The sequence below is a fragment of the Tateyamaria algicola genome (assembly GCF_047715485.1).
Taxonomy (GTDB): Bacteria; Pseudomonadota; Alphaproteobacteria; order Rhodobacterales; family Rhodobacteraceae; genus Tateyamaria.
Genome location: NZ_CP180422.1, coordinates 4,132,527 through 4,155,318 on the forward strand (window position 1 = coordinate 4,132,527; position 22,792 = coordinate 4,155,318).

Below are 22,792 nucleotides of genomic sequence, written 5' to 3' on the forward strand. Positions count from 1 at the left end.
GTGAGCAACAGCGCTGATAACTAACGCTGACCGCGCGTGCTGGCCTGTATGCGCACCCGTCAAGATAGGGATCCCCACCACTCATGGCACGTGAATACCTCAAGAAAGCCACGCTGACCGCCCAATCCGGCGCGTCTGATGTGAGCGAAATCGTCACCAGCATTCTTTCGGATATCGAAAAGGGCGGCGATCAGGCTGCACTCGACTACGCGGCGAAATTCGACAAGTACGAAGGTTCGGTTCTGCTCAATGATGCGGAAATCGAAGCCGCCTGCGCATTGGTGCCGGAAAAGCTGAAGGCCGACATTCGCTTTGCCCATGAAAATGTGCGCAGCTTTGCCGAGGCGCAAAAGGGCACGGTGGCCAATTTCGAGGTTGAGGTCGTGCCGGGCCTGATCGCTGGTCAAAAGGCGATTCCGGTGGATGCTGCGGGCTGTTACGTGCCCGGCGGGCGCTATAGCCACATTGCGAGCGCCATCATGACGGTGACAACAGCCAAAGTTGCCGGCTGCAAGCATATCACCGCGTGCTCTCCTCCGCGCCCCGATGTGGGCGTTGCCCCGGCCATCATCTATGCGGCCCACATCTGCGGTGCAGACAAGATCATGGCCATGGGCGGTGTGCAGGGCGTGGCCGCCATGACATTCGGCCTGTTTGGTCTGCCCAAGGCCAACATCCTCGTCGGCCCCGGCAACCAGTTCGTGGCCGAGGCCAAGCGCATCCTGTTCGGCCGCGTCGGCATCGACATGATCGCGGGCCCGACCGACAGCCTGATCCTGGCCGATGGCCAGGCGGATGCGCATATCGTGGCCACCGATTTGGTCAGCCAGGCCGAACATGGATACAACTCGCCCGTCTGGCTGGTCACGGATGACCGCGAACTGGCCGTCAAGGTGATGGACATGGTGCCCGACCTGATCGACGATTTGCCCGAGGTGAACCGCGACAATGCCTTTGCCGCCTGGCGCGACTATGCCGAGGTGATAGTCTGTGCCGATCGTGAAGAGATGGCTGCGACCTCGGACGACTACGCGCCCGAGCACCTGACCGTGCAGGCCGAGGATCTGGATTGGTGGCTGAACCGCCTGACCTGCTATGGCTCGCTGTTCCTGGGCGAAGAGACCACCGTGTCTTACGGCGACAAGGCCTCGGGCACCAATCACGTGCTGCCCACATCCGGTGCGGCCGGGTATACGGGCGGACTGTCGGTCCACAAGTACATGAAGATTGTGACCTGGCAGCGCGCCACGCGCGAAGGGTCCAAGCCTGTGGCCGAGGCCACCGCGCGCATTTCTCGCCTCGAAGGCATGGAAGGGCACGCGCGTGCGGCGGATGTGCGTCTGGCCAAGTATTTCCCGGGTGAGAATTTCGATCTGTCCGCCGATGGCTGATCTGTCCGCAATAGGTGATAGACTGTCCCCGGAGCACGGGGGGCGCAGATGAAAGCACTTGTTTATGACGGCGTCGAAACGCTTGGCTACCGCGAGGTGGCCGATGCGCGAGCTGGCACCGGGCAAGAGCTGGTCCGTGTTGCAGCCTCGGGCATTTGCGGGTCGGACATGCATGCCTATTTGGGACACGATGAACGCCGCCCTGCACCGCTGATCCTCGGGCACGAGGCGGCAGGCACGATTGAAGGTGGCGCGCGCCATGGTGAGCGCGTGACAATCAACCCGCTGGTCAATTGCGGTAAATGCCCCGCCTGCCTGTCTGGCCGAGAGAACCTGTGCCCGGAGCGGTTGATCATTTCGATGCCCCCGCGCGAGGGGGCGTTCGCGCAATACGTGGCAATGCGCCCCGAGAACCTCGTGACGGTGCCCGAGGGCGTGTCGCTCGACAAGGCCGCGCTGGCCGAGCCCTTGGCTGTGAGCTGGCATGCTGCGCGCTTGGGTCTTGAGGCCTTGCATCCGGGCGCGTCCCGCACCGCGCTGGTGCTGGGGGGCGGTGCCATTGGTCTTGCGGCTGCGCTGGCGCTCAAGGCGCTTGGTCTGGATGACGTGACCATCGCCGAACCCAACGACATGCGCCGCGCCTTCCTGATCGAGCGTTGTGGCCAAAGGGCCGTGGCGGCGGGCGAGGGGGCCTATGGCCTCGTCGTGGATGCGGTGGGCTATGCGGTGACGCGCGGTGCGGCCTCGACCCTTGCAGAGCCGGGCGGTGTGATCCTGCATATCGGGCTGGGCGAGGACCTTGGCGGCCTCGATATCCGCCGTATGACCCTTCAGGAGATAACCTTTATCGGCACTTACACCTACACGGCGCAGGATTTCCGCGATACGGCGGCCGCGATCTTTGACGGGCGGCTTGGCCCGCTCGACTGGATCGAAACCCGCCCGCTGGCTGACGGTGCGGCCGCGTTTGCCGATCTGAGGGCCGGTCATGTGGCTGCCCCCAAGATCGTATTGCACCCCTGGGCCTGACCAGGCACCCATTTTGAAACCGGAGATGTCCAACAGATGAACATAGACAAGAAGATCACGGATGATCTGGTCGCCAACGACATTTCGTTCGTGACCACCGTGCCCTGCAAACAGCTTGCCGGGGTCATTGACGAGATCGACGCGCGTGACGAGATTTTTCACATTCCTTCCAACAAGGAAGACGAAGGCATGGGCCTGTGTGCGGGCGCCCATATGGGCGGCAAACGCCCCGCCATCATCATGCAGAACACGGCCATTGGCGTTACCATCAACACGCTGGCCACGTTGATCCAGTATTACCGGATGCCGCTGCCCATGCTGATTTCCTACCGTGGAGAGTTGCGTGAACCCGTGGCCTGTCAGGTGGAAATGGCGGTGCACACCAAGGCGCTGCTGAACCAGATGAACATTCCCACCTACCACTTCCACAAACAGTCGGATGTGGAAGAGCTGGATATGATCCTGAAATACACCTTCATGTGCAACAAACCGGTCGCGATCCTGACCGATGCCAACTTTTGGGGAGGCTACGGCGACCAATGATCCGTTCTGAAATCCTGAGAGACATTGCACCGATCCTGCGGGATCAACTGGTTGTCTGTAACATCGGTCTGCCCAGCCAAGAGCTGCACATGATCGACGACCAGCCCACGAACTTCTACATGCTGGGCACGATGGGCCTGTCGTCTTCCATCGGCCTCGGTCTGGCGCTGGCGCAGGACAAGACTGTGATCTCCATTGATGGCGATGGGTCGGTTCTGACCAATCTCGGCACCTTGCCGACCATCGCCAACAACGTGGCCGACAACTACATCCTGATGATCATCGACAACGGATCGTACGGGTCGACCGGCGATCAGCCGACCTATGCGGGCAAGAAAACCGCGCTGGAAAAGGTCGCAGCGGCCTGTGGCTGCGAGAATGTTGTGACCTGCCAGGACGTCGACACCGGCAAGGTGCTGCAGGCGGCCATCGACAGCAAGCAGATGACGATCATCGTGGTGAAATGCGACAGCGGCAACATCAAGTTGCCGGTCATCACCATGGATCCGGTTGTGATCAAGGACAGGTTCATGAAAGCCGTTCAGGCCTGAAAACGCGCGCGCCGACCTGTCATGGGTCGGCGCCGCTTTCCATTAATCTGCCCTTCATCCCTATGACTCTATGTTGCCCTGACACCATCGCAGGGGCGCGCACGCATCGGTATGAACTGGCCAGTTTCACTTCGTATTTCGCAAAAGCTTCCGCTGCTGATGTGCGCCATGGCGGCTGTGGCCATGTTGGTCACGGGTTTCTTTACCTACCGCGTCGCCAAAACTGCGCTGATTGCGCAAGGTCAGGCCCGTCTTGAGGCGACCACACATGCGCGCGTGGTCGAGATCGAGGAATGGATCGACTGGACGTTGCAAGACATTGCATTTCAGGCGGAAAACCCAAGTGTGATCAATGCGTTGCGCTCTTTTGATGGCGCTTGGGCAGCCCTCAAGGACAATCCGACGGACTATCTGCGCGACGTCTATGTCACGCAGAACCCAAATGGCGATGACGCGCGGGATGCCTTGGTCTATCCCGATGACAGATCGGCCTATTCTCGCAATCACCGCAAGTATCACGGCTTTTTTCAGTCGATCACACGCAAGCGTGCCTATCACGATGTGTTGCTGATCGGACGGGACGGTGCGGTTTACTATTCGGTCTTCAAGGGCCCCGAATTCGCCGCGTCTGAGCCATCTGATGCGGTGAAACGTGCATTTGACGCAGCGCTTGCTGCGCCGGAAGGGCAGGCTGCGCTGGTCGATTTTGCACCTGCTTATGAAAGGGCACCTGCAACGATGCAATTTGCCGCCGTGATCCGGGATGGTGGGGGTGATCCGATGGGCGCCTTGATCTACCGTTTGAGGGGCGACGCACTTGCCAAGATCCTCGCGCATTCCGTAACCGCCGGCGCGGATGGATCGAGTTATGTTTTGACCCGCGATGGTCAGTTTGTAGCAGTCAACGGGTCCCCGCCCATGCCGGAGGCGGCGTGGTCAAACGCGATGGGGCAGGCCAACGACACCGATGTTGTGTCTGCCGAGACAGTATCGGCCAAAGGTATCGAATGGCATGTGGTCACACAGGAACCCAAGACCCGGTTGATCGAACCGGCCATACAGCTGTTGCGCAACATGATCGACGAGGGCGTCATCGTTTTGGCTGTCATGACCCTGGCCGGGGTGTGGATGGCGCGCGGGATTACCCAAGCCCTGGAAAAAGTGCGCACCGCGATGCACAGCATAAGCAAAGGGCAGTACGAGACACAGGTGCCTGCCGTATCGCGACGGGATGAGATCGGTGACATTGCCATGACGCTCGATCAGTTTCGCGGTGCGCTACGCAGTGCGGATGCCGCCATTCAGGACAACCAACGCAAGAGCGCTGCGATGGACTCAAGCTCTGCCGCGGTGATGATCCTGTCGCCGATGGGCGGTGTCGACTACGCGAACCACGCAGCGCACACATTGCTGGGCAAGTTGGGTATCGATATTGAGGATGCCGCCAGTGATACGACACCGGATTGGCTTCCCGCTCCGATTATTGCGGCCTTAAATGATCCGTCAAAGGATCATGTCACATGTGACATCGTGCGCGGTGCTGCCTCGCTGACGCTGACCTTGAACGTGATCCGCATGCGCGCTGGCGATGTCATTGGATGGGTGCTGGAATGGGCCGATGTCACAGAGGTTCAGCGCGAAAAGGCTGTTCTGGAAACGCTCGACACGCACCAGATGCGGCTTGATTTTTGCCCGGAGGGTAAGGTTTTACGAGCAAATGCGTCGTGCAGGGAGGCGCTTGGCCTGGTCACCGATAGAGCGCATTGGGACGATCTGATCACCCCGGGCGCCGGGCCGGACTGGAACCGCGTCGTGGCGGGTGGCCATTGGTCGGGAAAGGCCGTGTTAAAGTCTGAAAGAGGCGATGTCATTTTGCAGGGCAGCCTGTCGGCTGTGCGGGATGCAAGCGGTGCGTTGCAACAAATGGTATTGCTGGGCACAGACGTCACGGACGCGGAAAACGCCCTGGAAAGAGCGGCGACTGCGCGAACGGACATGCAAGAGACCCAAGCCATGGTGGTCAACACATTGCGCGGCGGGCTTGCCGCGTTGTCTGCTGGTGATTTGACCGCCACGTTCGGCACGCCGTTCCCGAGCGATTACGAACAAGTGCGCCTTGATTTCAATTCTGCCACTCAAACACTGGAACATACGTTGATTGAGGTCGCGGACAGCAGCGCAACAATCCGCACGCAAAGTGACGAAATACACGCCAGCGCAAACCGACTGGCGCGTCAAAGCGAGACACAAGCGGCAGCGCTCCAACAGACCGCTCAGACGCTGGATGCGCTGACGCAAGGGGTCCAGGACGCAGCAGCCAAGGCAAAGACGTCCAATCAGATGGTAAGTGCGGCCAGTGCCCGCGCACAGGAACACAATGCCATGTTGCAAGACGCAGAAACAGCGATGCAGGCGATCCTCGACAGCTCTGACAGGATATCGCGGATCATTTCGGTCATTGATGACATAGCCTTCCAAACCAATCTGCTTGCCCTAAACGCAGGCGTCGAAGCGGCCCGCGCCGGTGATGCCGGGCGCGGCTTTGCCGTTGTCGCCTCCGAGGTGCGCGCGCTCGCCATGCGCAGCGCCGACGCAGCGTCGCAGATCGCGGCTTTGATCGATACCAGCGGTACGCATGTGCGGCGTGGCGTCGAGTTGTTTCGCGAGACCGGCGGGGCGCTCAGTGACATCGCGACTTCCGTGTCAACGCTCAGCTCTCACATGTCCGACATCGCGGCAGCAGGCGAGGCGCAATCGCGCTCCATTGCAGAAGTGAACCTGTCAGTAGCAGAGATCGATCGCGCCACTCAATTGCACGCCACAATGTTCGAGCAGACCTCGGCCGCCGGGCAGATCCTGATTGCACAGTCCCAATCTCTGACCGCGACACTTGAGAAGTTCACCCTGGGCCTCAGGCACGATGGTGTTGCCGCCTTGAAAGCGGCGAGTTGAAGCCGTGGGATATCGGCACTCTCCATCGGGGCGGTCCAACGCTTTCAAAACCGTGGTGGTCGATGACTCGATCACCATGCGCCGGTGGCTGAGCAGCGTAATCGCAAAGGACAAGCGCCTCGATCTGGTCGGCATGGCCGGGTCGGCCCAGGAAGCGCGCGAAGTCATCAAGGCGACCAATCCTGATGTTCTGACCCTGGATGTCGAAATGCCCGGCATGAATGGCCTAGAGTTCCTAGCACATTTGATGCGCTTGCGACCGATGCCTGTGGTCATGCTTGCCGCATCAATCAGCAGCGATAGCCTGTATGCCCGACACGCCATGGAAATCGGCGCTGCGTGCTGCGTTGCCAAGCCAAGTCTACCAACCCCCGATGCGATGCAAGCGCTTTGTGACACCATCGTCGCCGCTGCCAGTGGGGAAAACGTGGCGGGCGCCAAGGAGGAAGAAAAAAGCAGCAGCTTTTATGGAAAGATCCTGCTGATCGGTGCCTCGACGGGTGGCGTAGCCGCGATTGAAACTGTTTTGAAACAAATGCCGGCCGACTGTCCACCAATTGTGATTGCCCAACACATGCCGCAAAGCTTCCTTGAAAGTTTCGTCAAACGGCTCGACCGGCAGGGGCCACACAACGTTGGTTTTTCAAGTAACGGCCTGCGGCTGTCGACGGGAGATATCAGACTCGCCCCATCCCGGGACAGCCAAACATGCGTGACGTGGCACAGCAATGCCTGGCACATCCAAGATGTCCCGCGGCGATATGATCACGCATTCTGCCCGTCGGTCGATGTGCTTTTTGCGTCCGCCACCCCGTGGGCCAGACAGGTCGGGGCACTGCTCCTCACAGGTTTGGGCAGTGACGGTGCCAAGGGTATGCTGGCCTTGCGTCAAAATGGAGGGCGCACGATCGGGCAATCGGAATCCAGCTGCGTGGTCTATGGCATGCCCGGCGCGGCCCTTGCGATGAACGCGTCGGAAGAAGAAGCGGACATTGATCAGATTGGTAAAATTGCGCTTTCGCGGATGGCAGAACCAACCATTGGGCAGGTTGCAGGATGACAGAGCATAGATTGCACATAACGCAAGGTGAATATGCGACGGGCCAGGACCCGGACGTCGTAATTTCCACCCTGTTGGGGTCGTGTGTTTCCTGTTGTCTCTGGGATCCATTGGCTGGAGTTGGCGGGATGAACCATATGCTGCTGACCAAGCCGTCGGCGGGCGAGACTGCGCGGACGCTGTCAGGGATCAATGCGATGGAAATCCTGATCAACACCTTGATCAAGCTGGGCGCGAAGCGCAGTCGCTTGCAAGCCAAGGCTTTTGGAGGCGCCAGAATGGTGACGGGGCTGTCTGACATCGGCGCGCAAAATGCCGAATTCACTGTCTCGTTTTTGCGGCAAGAGGGCATATCGCTCGTGACCCAATCGTTGGGAGGGAGCAGGGCACGCAATGTACGGTTCTGGCCGGCAACAGGGCGCGTGATGCAAAAGCTGACAGATGTGACGGTGCGCGAAGTTGAGATCGAAGCACCCATGAAGCGCGATAACGGGATCGAGTTCTTCTAGTCTACGTGTTGCGAGAGCGCACTCACGGGCAGGTCAGAACCAGTCAACGCTCCCTGTGACAGTCTGTTCGGACGGCGGCACGCCGTCCAGCAATCCACGCGTCGTTTCCATTTTCAGCTGCTTGAGCACTGCCAGCCGATTTGTGCCGCTGGTGGCTAAAGCATCGCTCAAACGGGCCAAATCCTGCAGCGACTGATGCAAGTGATCGATTTTCTGAAGTTGCGTTATGTGCTCCGGCGACAGACAAGCGGTTTTATCTGCCTGCACCACCACAGACACAGCATTGCCAAGGCCTGAAAATTCATCGGCCATCCTTCTGAGATGCGCGGCAATGTTTTCCAAAACGACACTGTCGTCACTGCGCGCACTGCTCTCTGGCATCAAAGTGGTCCGACGACAGTCTCGATGCATTTGCGCAAATCAGTCGCTTCAAAGGGTTTTTTCAGATAGTTGTTCATTCCGAGTTTGCGCCCGTAATCAATAATCTGCTGCTCTGCGCGCCCTGTGATGAGAATGAAACCAATGCCTTTCGTCTTCGGTGCACTGCGCAAATTGTGGAGCAGCTTGAGCCCGTCCATGTTTGGCATGTTGTAGTCTGAAATTACCAGGTGCACGGGTGCTTTCGCCAGTATCTGCAGCGCATTTGCGCCATCTTCCGCAGTGGAGACATGGCGTATGCCGAAGCTGTCCAGGCTCTGGCTGATGATGCCGCGGCTGGTCGACATGTCATCCACCACCATGATGCGGATTTGATCACGAAGTGCCATGAATGTCCCCTTTCTCGCCTGCTGGCATGTATGTTTGTTTCGAAACCTTCGTGTAGGCCGTTGGCCCGATCGATCGGAACCCGCGAGACGCAGGTTCGGCGATGCGTTCGGAATGCCCCAGGAAGAACATCCCATCTTCTTTCAGGGCGTTATGAAATCGTGGCCACAGGCGGTTTTGGGTCGAGGAATCGAAGTAAATGACAACGTTTCGGCAAAAAATCGCATCAAATTGTGACCGCATTGGCCATTCCGACAGCAAGTTCAGCTCTCGGAATGTCACGCAGGCCTTGACCTGCTCTGAGATTGCAACGCAATTCGAGTCTTGGTCAGGTTGTGTGAATTCGTCGATGTGCGCCTCGCGTAAACTCGACGCTTGCTGTGCCGTATATACACCCCTCTGTGCGTACGCGACGACGCGTGGGTCAATGTCTGTTGCCAGAATCCGAAAATCTACTCCTGCCAGATCAGGCTCCGCTCGCAACAAGTGCATCGCGATGGAATACGGCTCCTGCCCATTTGAACATCCTGCAGACCAGATCCGGATTCGTTGCCCAGATCGTACGCGGTCTTGCAAAACAGGCTGCAGAGCCTGCTGCAACAGGTCAAAGTGATGTCGCTCGCGGAAGAAGTGGGACACGTTGGTGGTCAATGCGGAAATCAGGTATCGACGTTCCGAAAACCCGTCGGAAGAACAGACAAACTCTGCATAGGTCTCAAAATCCGAAAGGGTCAGGGCGCGCAACCTGTGGCGCAGACGTGACTGGACCATCAGCATCTTTTCCGGCGCCAGCTTTAGTCCGCTTTCGCGGTAAGCCAGTGCAGCCAGCGCATCGAATTCGCGCTTGTGCAAGATCGCCTGGGCGCCGCCGTTGATCATCAGGCAGCATCACTTTGTGAAAAAACGACAATATTGGGCAAGTCCAGAACCCGGATCATGCGCTCGTCGATCAAGGTCAGCGACTTGATAACGCTCAGCGCCCCTTGCGTTGCGCCGTCAGGCGGGGGCTGCATGTCGGAAACATTCAGGGCGATGATGTCGGAGACCGCATCGACAAGCAGACCGGTCATCACCTCGTCATGCTTTACCACGATGATCACGTTGCGATCGGAATGTGCGCGTGGTGGCAGGCCCAGACGCTCGGCCAGATCCATGACGGGGAGGACCGTGCCGCGCAGGTTGATCACCCCGCGCATGAAACTGGGCGCATGTGGCAACGGTGTTGCCTTGGTCCAGCCGCGAATTTCCCGCACGGACATGATGTCCAGGGCGTATTCCTGATCGCTCAGCTGGAATGTCAGCAGTTCTACCGGGTCCATGTCTTGGTTTTCGGCCATTTCAAGCCTCCGCTTTCAGGGGAGCCGCAGCGCTGATAGTGGGGTCTGCGCTTTGGGCAATGATGTCGGATGGGTCGAGAATCAGGGCGATTTGACCGTCACCGAGAATGGTGGCCGCGGCGATGCCCGGCGCGCGGTAGAACGTATCGTCGAGCCCCTTGATAACGACCTGCCTTTGGTCCTGGATTTCGTCAACGATCAACGCGGCGAGCCGCCCGTCTTCGTGAGAAATCAAAAGTGCGACGGCGTCCACAAGTGAGTCGAGCTTGTCCCGATAGCCAAGATGAAACCCAAGATCAAAGAGCGGGACAAACCCGTCGCGTACCCGCACAACATCTACACCGGGTTGGATCGCGTTGAGGTTGGCATCCGTCAGGGTGAGAGTTTCGGCAACCATGTTCAGAGGAAGGACCAGGGTTTCCTGCGCAACCTCCACCACCATACCGTCAAGCACGGCCAGTGTCAGGGGCAGAGAAATCGAGAATGTCGTGCCGACACCTTGTTCGGATGTTATGGAAATCCGCCCTCCCAGCGCCTGGATGGCCGTCCGCACAACGTCCATACCGACCCCGCGCCCGGACAGGTCAGACACCGTGCTGGCCGTCGAAAATCCGGGCAGGAACAAGAGATTGTCGATTTCAGTGTCACTTAGCGGGGCATCTGCCGGCACCAACCCTTTGTCGATCGCAATTTGCAGGACCCGCGCGCGATCAATCCCGCCACCGTCATCGGCCACTTCGATAATAACCCGCCCCGACCGATGCGCTGCACTCAGCCTTACCTGACCCTCAGTCGATTTACCTGCGGCCAGCCGGTTTTCGGTCGTTTCAAGCCCGTGATCGACGGCGTTGCGGATCATATGCGTCAGCGGGTCGGCGAGCCGCTCAATGACGGTCTTGTCGACTTCGGTTGTTTCGCCGTCGGTTATCAAGCGCACGTCCTTGTCAACGGCGGCAGAGGATTCGCGGACGATCCGCGACATCCTCTGGAAGAGCGATTTCACGGGCTGGGCGCGGATCATCATGACACTGTCCTGAATGTCGCGGGTGAGGCGCTGAAACTCTTCCAGACCGTTCATGGCATCGGAGTGAGGCGAGAGGCCTGCGCTTTGCAGACTTTGCGCGAGCATGGCCTGATTGATCACCAACTCCCCCACAAGATTAACGAGCCGTTCGATCCGATCCAGATCGACGCGTACGACGGATTGTGCCGGGTTCGGCAGTGATGTTGTAGGGCGCGCTGCGTCCTTTGGGGGCTCCGCTTGCGCAGGCGCAGGCTGCGGACTGTCCGGCATCTGTGCAGTTTCGCCCGCTTCCAAGTCCGGCAGCGTGGCCACGGCTGTTGTGACATCGTCTTTGGGCGCCGCCTCTGATCTTGAGATCGTGTAGATACATAGCCCTTCCACAAACTCGAAGATCGACGCGATTTCCGCCTCATCTACATCCGTGGTGAGGTGAATTGTCCAGCTGAGGTAGCATGTTTCCGGTGCAAGTTTGCCTAAGTCGGGCAGCTTCGATGCGTCGCATGAGACCTCGCAGTCCCCCAGGTTCGCCAGGGCGCGCAGGATTGAGGGCGCGTCGTTGCCATTCTCGAACATCTCTGTGTCTGGGGCAAAGTATATCTCGAAACACGGAGATTGTGGGGCATCATCCTCATCCGCGTCTTCAAAATCCAGGCTCAAATCCAGCCGCAAGGGCTGAAAGTCGATCTCAACCTCCTCATCCGCCTGCGCTGCATCAGCTTCGGTGTAGGTATCCAGCGCAACCACCAGCGCTTCGCCCTGTGCAACAGGGATTTCGGTGCTGTCACGGGATGCGCGCACCAGATCGGCAAGGTGATCGCTGGCGCGAAAGAACAGCTTTACCAGTTCAGGGTCGACCGAGATCCTTTCGGCGCGCACGGCGTCAAGCACGGTCTCGTAGCGGTGCGCGAAGCGCACGATTGCTTCCAGACCAAAAGCGCCAGCGCCGCCCTTGATCGAATGTACGGCCCGAAACACGGTATTCACCATGTCGGCGTCGGCAGTGCCGTCTTCCATCATCTGCAGGCCGTCCTGCATCGCTTCCAACAGCTCTTCGCACTCAATGAAGAAGGAGGCGCGGATTTCGGTCATGGGATCAACTGGCGCCACGAATGCCGTCCTATCCCGCAACCATCTGCAATGCCTTGACCAGTTTGACAGGGTCAAACGGCTTGACGATCCAACCTGTCGCGCCAGCAGCACGCGCACGCATCTTGAGTTCCGGCGCCGCCTCGGTTGTGAGCACGAGAATGGGGGTCGTACGGTAATCGGTTTTGTGGCGCACAGCGTCGATAAAGCCGAACCCGTCCATGCGCGGCATGTTGATATCCGTGATGATCACGTCCGGTGCAATTTCACCCAACACTTCGGTTCCATGGACGCCATCATCGGCGGTATGCACGGTGAACCCGGCAGGTTCGAGGGCGAGGCGGATCATGTCACGCATCGTGCGGCTGTCGTCGACGGCCAGAATTTCGAGGCTCATGTTGCACCCTCCGAAAGCATGGTTGGGGTCAGGCCCATTGCGGCCAGTTGGTTGGTGGCGCGATCACTGATGGCGACAAAGCTGACGCTTCCTCCTGCGGAACGCGCAGTGCGCGACGCGCACAGGATAAGCTGTGTGCCGAGCGCACCCATGTGAGAGACGTTGGAGGCATCAAGTTCGATCTGCCCTCCGTCGGATGCAACCGAAAGCTGACGCGCCAGATCAGTCACGACGGACACGTCCAGCCGGGGGGAAGTGAAATATGCTCAGGCATCCGAGCCCCGCACAATCGCCAGTTTTTGTTTCCGCATCGCGCATCTCCGCATCCAACCCAATCGCGGGTTGGTGTAGCGGACGCTCTGTTAAGACGGCGTTACTGAATTTTCAGTGCTGACGATTTTTCGAAGTGCGGCGCGCATAGAAAACCCCGCTGCCGTATTCGGCGCGGGGTTTCCGTCACGGTATGGGAATTGCGTCAGGCGCGGCGGCGCCCACCGGTGCGCCCGGCGCGACCGCGGCCTTCGTGGCCCGCTTTCGGGGCGACGCGGTTGAACTTGATCCACTCACCGCCCCCCTCGTCATTGTTGGTGAGGAAGTTGGCCGCCCGGATCGCTTCCATCTCTTTGCCCGCGCGCGGCTTGGTCGATCCAAGGCCAAAGAGCTGCACAAGCGTTTCGTCATCCATGCCCGCGGGCAGAACAACGCCGGCGGCTTCGATTTCGGCCCGCTTTTCCGCGATCTTGGTCGGGCCGACGGGCAGGGCGACGGGGTTCATGATGGCCGACGTCATGCCAGCCCCCATGGCCATTGGCAGAAACGCGTTGTTGATGCCGTGCCGGTTGGGCAGCCCAAAGGAGATGTTCGAGGCACCACAGGTCGTGTTCACGCCCAGTTCCTCGCGCAAGCGGCGCACAAGGGTAAAGACCTGCAAACCTGCGGTGCCCATCGCGCCGATGGGCATCACCAGCGGGTCAACCACGATGTCATGGGCCGGAATGCCGAAATCGGCGGCGCGTTCCACGATTTTCTTGGCAACAGCAAAGCGCACATCGGGGTCTTCGGAAATGCCGGTGTCATCGTTTGAAATCGCCACCACGGGCACGTTGTACTTCTTGACCAGGGGCAGAACCAGTTCCAGCCGCTCTTCCTCGCCGGTGACCGAGTTCAGAAGCGGGCGCCCCTCGGCAGCGGCCAGCCCGTTTTCCAGCGCGCCGGGGACCGAGCTGTCGATGCAGAGCGGGCAATCGGTGACCGCCTGTACACGCTCAACCAGTTCCTTCATCAGCGTTGGTTCGACAAAGTTGTTGTCGGCATAACGCGGATCTTCGGCCATCTTGTTGGAAAACACAGCGCCGGAGTTGATGTCGAGAATGGTGGCACCGGCGGCGACCTGTGCCACGGCATCCGCCTCGACGCGGGAAAAGTCGCCGCGCTCCAGCTCTTCGTTCAGGACCTTGCGGCCTGTGGGATTGATGCGTTCGCCAATCACGCAAAAGGGCTGGTCAAAGCCGATTAGGGCAGTCTTGGTCTTGGATTCGACGACAGTGCGTACCATTTCAGGGTCCTTTTAGGCGTTGGCTGGAACGGCGGACGCGCCACCATTCTCGATGGCCCAATTGGCATTGGTCTTGATCCCGCCCAGCGGGAAAAAGTGCACTTGGGTGATGTTGAAGTCGGGGTTTGCGGCCTTGTGGGCGGCCAGTTGGCTGATCACATCCGTAGGCTCGAAGGGTAGCAGCAGCTTGGTCACATCCTTGGCGCGCTTTTGCAGCACTTTGAACGAGGCGCCGACACCGCAGGCAATCGCGAACTTGATCATGGTCTGCAGCTTGGCCGGGCCGGCAATGCCGATGTGGATCGGCAGGTCGATGCCTGCGGCCTTGAGGCCATCGGCCCAGGCGATGATCGGCGCGGCCTCGAACGCGAATTGGGTGGCCAGCGCCATCTGCGCGTCAGTGCGGTTGGAAAAGTCCTGTTTCCAGCGCAACGCCTCATCGACATTTTTCATGCTGCCATCGGGGTCGATGTCCTTGTTGCCCTCGGGGTGGCCCGCGACATGCAGGTGCTTGAAGCCTGCCGCGTCGAAGGCTCCGGTTTCGAGCAGCTGCATCGAGCTGTGAAAATCACCGTGGGGCTTGTCGACACCACCGGCGAGCAGCAATGCCTGATCCACATTCGCCTCGCCCTGGTAGCGCGCGATCCAGTCGGCAAGGGTCGCTGCATCCTTGATGATGCGCGCGGGAAAGTGTGGCATGACCGGAAAACCCTCGGCATTCAGCCGCTTGGCCGTGGCAACCATGTCCTCGATTGGCGTGCCTTCGATATGGGCGATGTAGACACGGGTGCCTGCCGGCAGGATGTCACCGAAGTTTTCGACCTTTTGCGCGGTGCGCGGCATGACCTCTATCGAGTAGCCTTGCAGGAAGGCTTCGACTTCGGGGCTGAGTGTGCCGGCCACGGGCCCGGTGTCTTTCTTGAAGTTCAGCAATGCCATAACGGCACCTCCGTGTTCAGGATGCGGGCGCTATGCCCAGCCTTCGTTGTCGATCAGCGCCTTGATGCGCGCGGTGTCATATTCCGTCTCCAGGCGCACCGCTTCGGCCTCGGCCACGGCATCGGGATCACCGTCCATGGGGTAGGGGGCGGCCTTGCGCCACTCTGCCAGATAGGCGTCGGCATCCTTGGCGTTCACCTTCATCGCGGCGCGGTCGATAGCCTGTTCAAAGCGTTCGGCCAATTGCCGTTTAGAGCCACGACGCCCTTTGCCCACAATCACTTGGGCGGGGATGTCGCGCCAGTAGACGATGGTGACGTCAGGCATGTGATTCCTCCATGGCAGTTGGCCCTGAATACGGCACGCGACCGGATTGCCGCGGCTTGTTTTCGACAAATGCAGCGACTGTTGCGACGCGCACAGACAACGTGAGTCGCATCTGCAACAGGCGCGTAAAATCATCCCCTGAACCCTTCGCGGAAATGAGCGATGCGGTAAACTTCAAAAAATTCATAAAAAACATCGAGCAGGTTGAAATGGTTATTCGGGTCGATCCCCTCACACTGGCATACATGGCCGTTCCAAAGGCGGCGTGTTCCTCGGTCAAGGCGGCGCTGGCGTCGGTTGATCCAGCGGTTGACATATGGGATGCCGCAGCCTTCGGGCAAAAAGAAGTGCATGGCATTTATCCGACGCAGCGCTTTCGCATGCATCGCTGGGCGCGGGCGCAGGGGTATTTCCGATTTACGGTTGTGCGCGACCCGGTGAAACGGTTGCTGGCGGTCTACACAAACAGGGTGCAGGGCCTTAACGAGCTGCATAACTGTCGCAATATCAGGCAGGAGCGCGTGGCGCTGCCAGCCGATCCGGACGCTGATTTTTTCTTTCAGAACCTGTCCAGCTACACCTCTGCCTCGTCGGTGATCAAGCATCACGCGCTGCCTCAACTGGTGTTCACGGGCCACGATCTGAGCCGGTACAGCAAGGTTTACCGCACCTCGGACTTGCCGCATCTCGGTGCCGATCTGAGTGCGCATATCGGACAACAGGTCGACATCCCGCATTTCAACTCGAGCCAGGCGCCTTTGACATTGAGTGACCTTGCGCCGGAAACGCACCGGGTGCTCAGGGCACATCTTGCCGATGAGTACGAGCATCTTGGCGCGTTGTTCTCTAACCCGTTCGAAAGAAAGTCCTTTGCGGTGGCGGCCTGACCCGCGCCACCCCCTTGCGCGATAGCGCTGCAGGTCATATCGTTCGGGTAACTCGATATGAAAGGCGCGAAAGATGGCGCCAAAGCGTCCCCAAGGTGCGGGCGCGTTAAACAAACGGGGCCCGGGACAGGGGCCTCAGCCCGTGCCGCGTGCCCCAGGATCGCCCGAGCTTTATGCCGCGCTGGATCTGGGCACGAACAGTTGTCGTATGTTGATCGCCGAGCCGCGAGGCGCGGGGTTTCACGTTATCGACAGTTTCTCGAAATCCGTGCAGCTTGGGCTGGGGCTTGAGCGGTCCGGGCGTTTGTCGCGTGGTTCAATGACGCGCACGGTACAGGCGCTGCGGATTTGCCAGCAAAAGCTGAAGCGTCACAAGGTGCGCCGCATGCGTCTGGTGGCAACAGAGGCCTGTCGTCGTGCCGTGAATGCCAAGGAGTTCATCGAGCGGGTGCACCGCGAAACCGGCCTGCGCCTCGACATCATCGAACCAGAGGAAGAGGCACGCCTTGCCGTGATCTCTTGTGCGCCCTTGGTCAGCCCCAAGACGGAAAACCTGCTGGTGGTCGATATCGGCGGCGGGTCGACTGAACTGGTCTGGCTGGATCTGTCTGCCGTGCCGCAGCGCGACCGGCCACAGGCGATCATGCGCCTGCATTCGGGCTTTATCAAATCGGTCGGTGACGTGCCCGAAGCGCGGGTGGTCGACTGGATCAGCGTGCCCCTTGGGGTCGCCACGCTGCGCGAGCAATTCAACGATGTCGAAGATGACGCTGCGCGTTTTGCCCTGATGAGCTGGTATTTCGAAGAGAACCTCGCCGATTTTTCGCCCTATCACGCGACCGAACCGACCGAGCGGTTTCAGATCGTGGGCACCTCTGGCACCGTCACGACGGTTGCGGCCTCGCATCTGGGGCTGAAACGCTATGACCGGACCAAGGTGGACGGGCTGCGCATGACCTCCGAACAGATCGACACGGTGATCCGCACCTACCTCACCATGGGCCCCGGCGGGCGTCGGGCCGATCCTCGCATCGGGTCGGATCGGCACGCGCTGATCATGTCGGGCGCGGCCATTCTACAAGCGATGATGCGCTGCTGGCCGACGGACCGTCTGTCGGTGGCGGATCGCGGCCTGCGCGAGGGGCTGCTATATGCGCAGATGAGCGCGGATGGTGTGCTGGACGAACAATCTGTCTGACGCAGGGCATGTAATGGCGCGGGTGGTATCCTAGATAGGGTGTCTTGATGTGGGCATGCGCGGCCTGTATCGGGACGGATCAAACGAAAGGTGGCGACGTGGCCAAGACACCCACAGGCAAGAACACATCCGGGCGCGGACAGCGTGACCTCAAGGTCAAGGTCAAGTCGGCGCGTGGTCGGAAACTGTCGTCCACCCGGTGGTTACAGCGGCAGTTGAACGACCCTTATGTCAAACGCGCCCAGGCCGAGGGGTATCGCGGACGCGCGGCCTACAAGATCCTCGAGTTGGACGACAAGTTCCGCTTTCTCGTGCCGGGTGCGCGGGTCGTGGACCTCGGGGCCGCCCCCGGTGGCTGGTGCCAGGTCGCGGTCAAGCGGGTCAATGCGCTCAACGAACGCTCGGGCAAGGCCGTGGGCACGATCCTTGGGATCGACCTGCAAGAGATGGAGCCCATCGCGGGCTGTGAGCTGCATCAGCTTGATTTTATGGAAGATGACGCCGATGTGCAGGTCAAGGAATGGCTGGGTGGCAAGGCGGACGTGGTGATGTCGGATATGGCGGCCTCATCCTCGGGTCACAAGCAGACCGACCACCTGCGCATCATTTCCCTGTGCGAGGCAGCCGCCTATTTCGCATTCGACGTTCTGGATGATGGCGGCACCTTTGTGGCCAAGGTTCTGGCGGGCGGGGCCGAGGGCAGCCTGCAAAAGCTGCTGAAACAGCGTTTCACCAAGGTGGCCAACGTCAAGCCGCCCGCATCGCGATCCGACAGTTCAGAAAAGTTTGTTGTTGCGACCGGGTTTCGCGCCGACCAGGCCGACGTCTGAGCGCACAAGCGACTTCAGCGCCACGCGCTTGAGCGTATCCACATCCGCGACACTCAGGGGCCGTACCGGATGCGCCTTGATCTGTTCGGACGTGTCGATGGCCGCATCGTTCTGGCGCAGCAGCTCGAAAATACGGGTATGACGCGGGTTCTTGAGGTGGTGCAGGGACATGGGCAGCAGATACCGACAAACGGCTTAATGTTTGGCTAAAGCTGGCAGGCAAAAGCATATGGCAGACCCTGTAATTTTGCCCTTTTCACTGCGAGGCTGCAAGGCAGTTAATACGCATTCGTATGGTTTATCTGCCTGCCTGCCACCCATATGGGCAAACGCTTCCCGCAGGGATTGAGCGCTCCACACTCACCGCTTGAGTGAGGCCAGCGCCCGCTGCCTGACGCCCTCTGTACGTTCGGCGCTGCAAGACTCCGAATGCCAGCCTTGCGCATGTCGGCACAATTCCTGCTGACGGATCAGTTCAAACAGGCGCATGTGTCGTGGAGTGTTTTCATCAAATAGCCACATGACCGCGAAGCATATCGCGCAAAAACGGCAGGTGAATGGAACCTCGATGGCATCTTTTCGGCCAAGGCCTAAACGCTTCACAACCGCAAGTACGCCCGCTACCCTTCCTGAACCTGTTTGAGAAGGATGATTTTCGATGCGCCGTTTTCTGATTGCCTGCCTGTTTCTCTGGCCCGGAGTGCTTGCCGCGCAGGACTCCCTGTTCACGTCCTATGAAGACTACGAAACCTATGTGAACAAACACATGATGTCGCGCGACTTCATACCCCTTATCCTGCGGATGGGTGGGCGAGATGAACACACCCAAGAACAATTGGCAGGCTTTCAGCGCCAGTTTGACGGGATTTATCGCCGTGATTTAGAAAACACGGCCTTTTTCAAGAAGGTCAAGCTTTCAGACCAGTTTGAGCAGGAAGCCAGGGTATTCTGGGTGAACTCAACGACTTACATCTACTACTACGCCCTGCTGCACCATCGTGGGACGGAGGTTGTCGTGATGGAGTTCCTGATCAACTCCTCACCCAAACCCATTCTTGATCGGTTCTAGGTCTCAGATCGACAAGCGGGCCGCATGTGTGCCGCGCTCGCGGTAGGGTGTTGTGTCGTAATGCGCGCGGTAGCATTTGGAAAAATGCGAAGGTGAGGCAAAACCACAGGCAAGCGCCACGTTGATCACGCTCATATCCGTCTGCATCAGCAGGTTGCGCGCCTTTTGCAGGCGCAACTCCATGTAGTAGCGCTTGGGACTGCGGTTGAGATAACGGCGGAACAGGCGTTCAAGCTGGCGGGTGGACATCCCCACATCCTTGGCCAGGATCGAGGGGCTGATCGGCTCTTCGATGTTCTGTTCCATGATCTGGATGACCTGGCTGAGCTTGGGGTGGCGCACACCGATGCGGGTGGGCACCGACAGGCGCTGCGTGTCCTGATCCGTCCGGATCGAGGAATAGATCAGCTGGTCGGCAACCGCGTTTGCCAATTGCTCATCATGGTCGTCGGCAATCAGTTTCAACATCAGATCAATGGACGAGGTGCCGCCCGCCGTGGTGAGACGCTTGTCATCCACCACAAAGACGGATTTGGTCAGCTCAACATCCTGGAATTCCTCGGAAAAGCTGTCCTGATTTTCCCAGTGGATCGTGGCGCGCTTGCCATCCAGCAACCCGGCCTTGGCCAATGTGTAGGCGGCCGTGCACAGGCCGGCGACGGGCACGCCCTTGCGCGCCTCGCGGCGCAACCAGCCCAACAACCGCTTTGTCGTGGCCGCCTGCACGTCGATCCCGCCGCAGATCATCACCACATCGTCGCGGGTCACTTCGTCCAGATCGCCATCCAGCTTGAACCCGGTTCCGGCCGAGCAATAGGCGATGTCGCCGCCATCCCCGATGATGCGCCAGCTATACAACTCTTTTTCGGCCATACGGTTGGCGATGCGCAGACTTTCAAGTGCCGCGGAGAAGCAAAGCAAGGTAAAATTGTCGAGCAGTACAAACACAAATCGTTTGGGTTTGTCGACCTCTTGGCGGGTCTGTATGGCCGGGCGCGTGGTGGACATCGCGGCAGTGTTCCTGATCTGGCGGGCAGCCCCATCGGACCATCCATGTTTTCAGCCTGACGCGGAGCATGACCATGCGGCAAACGCCACGTCAAGAGGGCGCATTTGTGATATGGTCACTGCCAAGCTGCTTTTGTATAGAGGGTCCGCGATCATGGGATCGCTAACATATTTTGCGGAGAGACAAGATGAGCGATTGGACGAAATCTGACTGGCGCGCCAAGCCCCGGATCCAGATGCCCGATTATACCGACACTGCGGCACTGAACGCGGTCGAGGCGCAACTCTCCAAATATCCACCGTTGGTATTTGCAGGCGAGGCGCGGCGGCTCAAGGCACATCTCGCCGATGCATCCCGTGGTGACGCGTTCCTGCTGCAAGGCGGGGACTGCGCCGAGGCGTTTGACCAGTTCAGCGCGGACAGCATCCGCGACACGTTCAAGGTGATGCTGCAAATGGCCATCGTGCTTACCTACGGCGCCAAGGTGCCGGTGATCAAGGTTGGCCGCATGGCGGGCCAGTTTGCCAAGCCGCGTTCGGCCCCGACTGAAACGGTCGATGGCATGGAACTGCCAAGCTACCGCGGTGATATCATCAACGATCTGGCCTTTACCCCGGAATCCCGCATTCCGAACCCGCAAAAGATGTTGCAGGCCTACACGCAGGCGGCGGCCACGCTGAACCTGTTGCGCGCGTTTTCGACGGGTGGTTATGCCGACGTGCACCAGGTGCATGGCTGGACTCTTGGCTTTACCGAGGGCGAAAAGGCCGAGCGTTACCGCGAGATGGCGGGCCGCATCAGCGACACGCTCGATTTCATCAAGGCGGCTGGCGTGACCAATGAACAGGCGCACACACTGGAAAGCGTCGAGTTCTACACCAGCCACGAGTCTCTGCTGCTCGAGTATGAAGAGGCCCTGACGCGGATCGACTCGACCTCGGGCAAATGGCTGGCCGGGTCCGGCCACATGATCTGGATCGGCGACCGCACCCGTCAGCCTGACGGCGCCCATGTGGAATTCGCACGGGGCGTGCAGAACCCCATCGGTCTGAAATGCGGCCCCAGCATGACATCCGAAGACCTCAAGCTTTTGATGGCCAAGCTGAACCCCGAAAACGAAGCGGGCCGCCTGACCTTGATCGCGCGCTTTGGCGCCGGATCGGTGGGTGAGCATCTGCCGCGTCTCATCAACACGGTGCGCGAAGAGGGTGCCGACGTGGTCTGGGTCTGCGACGCGATGCATGGCAACACGATCAAATCGTCGACGGGCTACAAGACGCGCCCCTTCGATTCCGTGCTGCGTGAAGTGCGCGAATTCTTCGGGGTGCATGCGGCAGAAGGGACAACGCCGGGTGGTGTGCATTTCGAGATGACCGGCCAGGACGTGACCGAATGCACCGGTGGCGTGCGCGCCGTCACCGAAGAAGATCTGAGCGACCGTTACCACACGGCCTGCGATCCACGGCTGAATGCGTCGCAATCGCTGGAACTGGCATTCCTAGTTGCGGAAGAGTTGTCGAACCTGCGCAATACCCGCGCCAAGGCACGCGCCGCGGGCTAAGGCGCAAGAAACAAACGCAAAAAGGGCGCTTGGCTGGTCTGGCCAAGCGCCCTTTTTCTTTGGTGTTCAGACTTTAGTCGTCCGACGACACAACCCTGAGATAGGGGACATCGGGGCGCGGGGTGCGGCTTTTGAACGTTGCTGCGGGTTCTGCAAATCCGGCCTTGAAGGCTTCGGCACGTGCCGATGCGGGCGTTGGTTTCGGCGGGGCAGGGAGCGTCGAGGGCGCAGTGATGGCCCGGATCTTGGCCCCGACCACGTCAAAGCGGCGCGGGGTGTGGCCGATCTCGCCTTGCGCGATCATGCAGCCTAGGATGCGGCTGACGTCGCCCAGATCGCTCTTGAGCGGCAACAGCATAAGTCGCGCGTCCAGGTGCGGCTTGGTCGCGGAAATCTCGGCGCTCATGCGCAGCTCGCACACGGCGGGGCGCTGGCACACGTCTTCCAGCACATCATTGATCTGGCGACGGCACGGTGGTGTGATCAGCGACGTCAACGGCATGCCGCGCACTTCCATGCCCATCAGATCGCTCAGATGGCTGCCCGCAATGCGGATGCGTGCCATGCCGGGCGCGATGCGTTCCAGCACAAAAGTGTATTCCAAAGCCGACTCGATCCCGCGCGGATCAATCTCGGAGCGCTTGGGCATCAGCCGCGCGCCGCGCAGCCCGTCCCAGTAGGCTTCGACCTGGGAAAGGGCGGAATATCCGATGTCTGCGCTAAACTCTGTCATGGCTATTATATTCTGCGTGTTCAGGTCTGATTTGTCCATC

Annotated in this window: 25 protein-coding genes; 12 read left to right on the plus strand and 13 right to left on the minus strand. The window is 59.7% G+C overall.

The features are described from left to right. The first annotated feature begins 83 nt into the window (after nt 1-83). The 7 genes from hisD to ACMHLQ_RS22910 all read left to right on the plus strand — a co-directional run bounded on the left by hisD (nt 84) and on the right by ACMHLQ_RS22910 (nt 8,035). Nucleotides 84-1,391 (plus strand): histidinol dehydrogenase, encoded by a 1,308-nt coding sequence (gene hisD, locus ACMHLQ_RS22880; protein WP_415402965.1) that lies wholly within the window; start codon nt 84-86, stop codon nt 1,389-1,391. Between the two features lie 48 nt (nt 1,392-1,439). Continuing rightward, nucleotides 1,440-2,420: an alcohol dehydrogenase catalytic domain-containing protein gene (locus ACMHLQ_RS22885; RefSeq protein ID WP_415402966.1), complete on the plus strand. Its 981-nt coding sequence runs from the start codon at nt 1,440-1,442 to the stop codon at nt 2,418-2,420. Between the two features lie 36 nt (nt 2,421-2,456). Then, on the plus strand, nt 2,457-2,963 hold the full coding sequence (comD, locus tag ACMHLQ_RS22890) for a sulfopyruvate decarboxylase subunit alpha (RefSeq protein WP_415402967.1): 507 nt from the start codon (nt 2,457-2,459) through the stop codon (nt 2,961-2,963). Continuing rightward, entirely contained in the window at nt 2,960-3,514 is a 555-nt protein-coding gene (gene comE / locus ACMHLQ_RS22895; RefSeq protein WP_415402968.1) for a sulfopyruvate decarboxylase subunit beta, read from the plus strand. The genes comD and comE overlap by 4 nt, the downstream gene beginning before the upstream one ends. A gap of 111 nt (nt 3,515-3,625) precedes the next feature. Beyond that, nucleotides 3,626-6,466 carry a methyl-accepting chemotaxis protein gene (locus ACMHLQ_RS22900; RefSeq protein ID WP_415402969.1) on the plus strand — a complete coding sequence of 947 codons (2,841 nt, stop codon included), beginning with the start codon at nt 3,626-3,628 and terminating at the stop codon, nt 6,464-6,466. A 52-nt stretch (nt 6,467-6,518) separates the two neighbouring features. Next, entirely contained in the window at nt 6,519-7,526 is a 1,008-nt protein-coding gene (locus tag ACMHLQ_RS22905; RefSeq protein WP_415402970.1) for a chemotaxis protein CheB, read from the plus strand. Nucleotides 7,527-7,654: 128 nt separating this feature from the next. Beyond that, nucleotides 7,655-8,035: a chemotaxis protein CheD gene (locus tag ACMHLQ_RS22910; protein WP_415402971.1), complete on the plus strand. Its 381-nt coding sequence runs from the start codon at nt 7,655-7,657 to the stop codon at nt 8,033-8,035. A 33-nt stretch (nt 8,036-8,068) separates the two neighbouring features. Here the strand turns inward: ACMHLQ_RS22910 and ACMHLQ_RS22915 are convergent, their stop codons facing one another. From ACMHLQ_RS22915 to ACMHLQ_RS22960, 10 genes are all read right to left on the minus strand, one after another. Next, entirely contained in the window at nt 8,069-8,347 is a 279-nt protein-coding gene (locus tag ACMHLQ_RS22915) for a hypothetical protein (protein WP_415402972.1), read from the minus strand. Between the two features lie 68 nt (nt 8,348-8,415). Beyond that, nucleotides 8,416-8,802 (minus strand): response regulator, encoded by a 387-nt coding sequence (locus tag ACMHLQ_RS22920; RefSeq protein WP_415402973.1) that lies wholly within the window; start codon nt 8,800-8,802, stop codon nt 8,416-8,418. Next, complete coding sequence (locus ACMHLQ_RS22925; RefSeq protein WP_415402974.1) at nt 8,789-9,679, minus strand: CheR family methyltransferase; 891 nt, start codon at nt 9,677-9,679, stop codon at nt 8,789-8,791. The genes ACMHLQ_RS22920 and ACMHLQ_RS22925 overlap by 14 nt, the downstream gene beginning before the upstream one ends. After that, the gene (locus tag ACMHLQ_RS22930; protein ID WP_415402975.1) at nt 9,679-10,137 is read right to left on the minus strand and encodes a chemotaxis protein CheW; all 459 of its coding nucleotides are present in this window, start codon (nt 10,135-10,137) and stop codon (nt 9,679-9,681) included. Before ACMHLQ_RS22930 ends, ACMHLQ_RS22925 begins: the two co-directional genes overlap by 1 nt. Before the next feature lies 1 nt (nt 10,138). After that, on the minus strand, nt 10,139-12,250 hold the full coding sequence (locus ACMHLQ_RS22935; RefSeq protein ID WP_415405340.1) for a chemotaxis protein CheA: 2,112 nt from the start codon (nt 12,248-12,250) through the stop codon (nt 10,139-10,141). A gap of 28 nt (nt 12,251-12,278) precedes the next feature. Beyond that, on the minus strand, nt 12,279-12,644 hold the full coding sequence (locus ACMHLQ_RS22940) for a response regulator (protein ID WP_415402976.1): 366 nt from the start codon (nt 12,642-12,644) through the stop codon (nt 12,279-12,281). After that, complete coding sequence (locus ACMHLQ_RS22945) at nt 12,641-12,883, minus strand: STAS domain-containing protein (protein WP_415402977.1); 243 nt, start codon at nt 12,881-12,883, stop codon at nt 12,641-12,643. Before ACMHLQ_RS22945 ends, ACMHLQ_RS22940 begins: the two co-directional genes overlap by 4 nt. A 236-nt stretch (nt 12,884-13,119) precedes the next feature. Next, the gene (locus ACMHLQ_RS22950) at nt 13,120-14,199 is read right to left on the minus strand and encodes a methyltetrahydrofolate cobalamin methyltransferase (protein ID WP_415402978.1); all 1,080 of its coding nucleotides are present in this window, start codon (nt 14,197-14,199) and stop codon (nt 13,120-13,122) included. A 12-nt stretch (nt 14,200-14,211) separates the two neighbouring features. Next, complete coding sequence (locus ACMHLQ_RS22955; RefSeq protein ID WP_415402979.1) at nt 14,212-15,138, minus strand: methylenetetrahydrofolate reductase; 927 nt, start codon at nt 15,136-15,138, stop codon at nt 14,212-14,214. 30 nt (nt 15,139-15,168) lie between these two features. Beyond that, nucleotides 15,169-15,465, minus strand: a complete 297-nt coding sequence (locus tag ACMHLQ_RS22960; RefSeq protein ID WP_415402980.1) for a virulence factor — start codon at nt 15,463-15,465, stop codon at nt 15,169-15,171. A gap of 155 nt (nt 15,466-15,620) precedes the next feature. Between ACMHLQ_RS22960 and ACMHLQ_RS22965 the strand changes: the two genes are divergently transcribed. The 3 genes from ACMHLQ_RS22965 (at nt 15,621) to ACMHLQ_RS22975 (ending at nt 18,380) form a co-directional block, all read left to right on the plus strand. Further along, nucleotides 15,621-16,352, plus strand: a complete 732-nt coding sequence (locus ACMHLQ_RS22965; RefSeq protein WP_415402981.1) for a sulfotransferase family 2 domain-containing protein — start codon at nt 15,621-15,623, stop codon at nt 16,350-16,352. Nucleotides 16,353-16,425: 73 nt separating this feature from the next. Then, entirely contained in the window at nt 16,426-17,550 is a 1,125-nt protein-coding gene (locus tag ACMHLQ_RS22970) for a Ppx/GppA phosphatase family protein (protein ID WP_415402982.1), read from the plus strand. A gap of 98 nt (nt 17,551-17,648) precedes the next feature. Next, nucleotides 17,649-18,380, plus strand: a complete 732-nt coding sequence (locus ACMHLQ_RS22975) for an RlmE family RNA methyltransferase (RefSeq protein ID WP_415402983.1) — start codon at nt 17,649-17,651, stop codon at nt 18,378-18,380. On the opposite strand, the gene ACMHLQ_RS22980 is transcribed toward ACMHLQ_RS22975, so the two are convergent. Then, nucleotides 18,327-18,551, minus strand: coding sequence for a hypothetical protein (locus tag ACMHLQ_RS22980; protein WP_415402984.1), 225 nt, complete (start codon nt 18,549-18,551; stop codon nt 18,327-18,329). The genes ACMHLQ_RS22975 and ACMHLQ_RS22980 overlap by 54 nt on opposite strands. Before the next feature lie 487 nt (nt 18,552-19,038). Between ACMHLQ_RS22980 and ACMHLQ_RS22985 the strand changes: the two genes are divergently transcribed. After that, on the plus strand, nt 19,039-19,449 hold the full coding sequence (locus tag ACMHLQ_RS22985; protein WP_415402985.1) for a hypothetical protein: 411 nt from the start codon (nt 19,039-19,041) through the stop codon (nt 19,447-19,449). Nucleotides 19,450-19,452: 3 nt separating this feature from the next. On the opposite strand, the gene ACMHLQ_RS22990 is transcribed toward ACMHLQ_RS22985, so the two are convergent. Beyond that, nucleotides 19,453-20,457, minus strand: coding sequence for a GlxA family transcriptional regulator (locus ACMHLQ_RS22990; RefSeq protein ID WP_415402986.1), 1,005 nt, complete (start codon nt 20,455-20,457; stop codon nt 19,453-19,455). A 188-nt stretch (nt 20,458-20,645) separates the two neighbouring features. Between ACMHLQ_RS22990 and ACMHLQ_RS22995 the strand changes: the two genes are divergently transcribed. Next, a complete protein-coding gene (locus tag ACMHLQ_RS22995; RefSeq protein WP_415402987.1) occupies nt 20,646-22,019 on the plus strand; it encodes a class II 3-deoxy-7-phosphoheptulonate synthase in 1,374 nt (457 codons plus the stop codon). 73 nt (nt 22,020-22,092) lie between these two features. Here ACMHLQ_RS22995 and ACMHLQ_RS23000 read toward each other — a convergent pair whose 3' ends face one another. Next, nucleotides 22,093-22,752: a PAS domain-containing protein gene (locus ACMHLQ_RS23000; protein WP_415402988.1), complete on the minus strand. Its 660-nt coding sequence runs from the start codon at nt 22,750-22,752 to the stop codon at nt 22,093-22,095. Nucleotides 22,753-22,792: the final 40 nt, after the last annotated feature.

Excerpts from the sequence above, each read along its gene's own strand:
- ACMHLQ_RS22995 (WP_415402987.1), top strand. The coding sequence starts at position 20,646 with ATGAGCGATTGGACGAAATCTGACTGGCGCGCCAAGCCCCGGATCCAG.
- ACMHLQ_RS22910 (WP_415402971.1), top strand. The coding sequence starts at position 7,655 with ATGAACCATATGCTGCTGACCAAGCCGTCGGCGGGCGAGACTGCGCGG.
- ACMHLQ_RS22925 (WP_415402974.1), bottom strand. The coding sequence starts at position 9,679 with ATGATCAACGGCGGCGCCCAGGCGATCTTGCACAAGCGCGAATTCGAT.
- ACMHLQ_RS22920 (WP_415402973.1), bottom strand. The coding sequence starts at position 8,802 with ATGGCACTTCGTGATCAAATCCGCATCATGGTGGTGGATGACATGTCG.
- ACMHLQ_RS22930 (WP_415402975.1), bottom strand. The coding sequence starts at position 10,137 with ATGGCCGAAAACCAAGACATGGACCCGGTAGAACTGCTGACATTCCAG.
- ACMHLQ_RS22980 (WP_415402984.1), bottom strand. The coding sequence starts at position 18,551 with ATGTCCCTGCACCACCTCAAGAACCCGCGTCATACCCGTATTTTCGAG.
- ACMHLQ_RS23000 (WP_415402988.1), bottom strand. The coding sequence starts at position 22,752 with ATGACAGAGTTTAGCGCAGACATCGGATATTCCGCCCTTTCCCAGGTC.
- hisD (WP_415402965.1), top strand. The coding sequence starts at position 84 with ATGGCACGTGAATACCTCAAGAAAGCCACGCTGACCGCCCAATCCGGC.
- ACMHLQ_RS22935 (WP_415405340.1), bottom strand. The coding sequence starts at position 12,250 with ATGACCGAAATCCGCGCCTCCTTCTTCATTGAGTGCGAAGAGCTGTTG.
- ACMHLQ_RS22950 (WP_415402978.1), bottom strand. The coding sequence starts at position 14,199 with ATGGTACGCACTGTCGTCGAATCCAAGACCAAGACTGCCCTAATCGGC.
- ACMHLQ_RS22955 (WP_415402979.1), bottom strand. The coding sequence starts at position 15,138 with ATGGCATTGCTGAACTTCAAGAAAGACACCGGGCCCGTGGCCGGCACA.
- ACMHLQ_RS22915 (WP_415402972.1), bottom strand. The coding sequence starts at position 8,347 with ATGGCCGATGAATTTTCAGGCCTTGGCAATGCTGTGTCTGTGGTGGTG.
- ACMHLQ_RS22885 (WP_415402966.1), top strand. The coding sequence starts at position 1,440 with ATGAAAGCACTTGTTTATGACGGCGTCGAAACGCTTGGCTACCGCGAG.
- comE (WP_415402968.1), top strand. The coding sequence starts at position 2,960 with ATGATCCGTTCTGAAATCCTGAGAGACATTGCACCGATCCTGCGGGAT.
- comD (WP_415402967.1), top strand. The coding sequence starts at position 2,457 with ATGAACATAGACAAGAAGATCACGGATGATCTGGTCGCCAACGACATT.
- ACMHLQ_RS22990 (WP_415402986.1), bottom strand. The coding sequence starts at position 20,457 with ATGTCCACCACGCGCCCGGCCATACAGACCCGCCAAGAGGTCGACAAA.
- ACMHLQ_RS22960 (WP_415402980.1), bottom strand. The coding sequence starts at position 15,465 with ATGCCTGACGTCACCATCGTCTACTGGCGCGACATCCCCGCCCAAGTG.
- ACMHLQ_RS22940 (WP_415402976.1), bottom strand. The coding sequence starts at position 12,644 with ATGAGCCTCGAAATTCTGGCCGTCGACGACAGCCGCACGATGCGTGAC.
- ACMHLQ_RS22985 (WP_415402985.1), top strand. The coding sequence starts at position 19,039 with ATGCGCCGTTTTCTGATTGCCTGCCTGTTTCTCTGGCCCGGAGTGCTT.
- ACMHLQ_RS22900 (WP_415402969.1), top strand. The coding sequence starts at position 3,626 with ATGAACTGGCCAGTTTCACTTCGTATTTCGCAAAAGCTTCCGCTGCTG.
- ACMHLQ_RS22965 (WP_415402981.1), top strand. The coding sequence starts at position 15,621 with ATGAGCGATGCGGTAAACTTCAAAAAATTCATAAAAAACATCGAGCAG.
- ACMHLQ_RS22970 (WP_415402982.1), top strand. The coding sequence starts at position 16,426 with ATGGCGCCAAAGCGTCCCCAAGGTGCGGGCGCGTTAAACAAACGGGGC.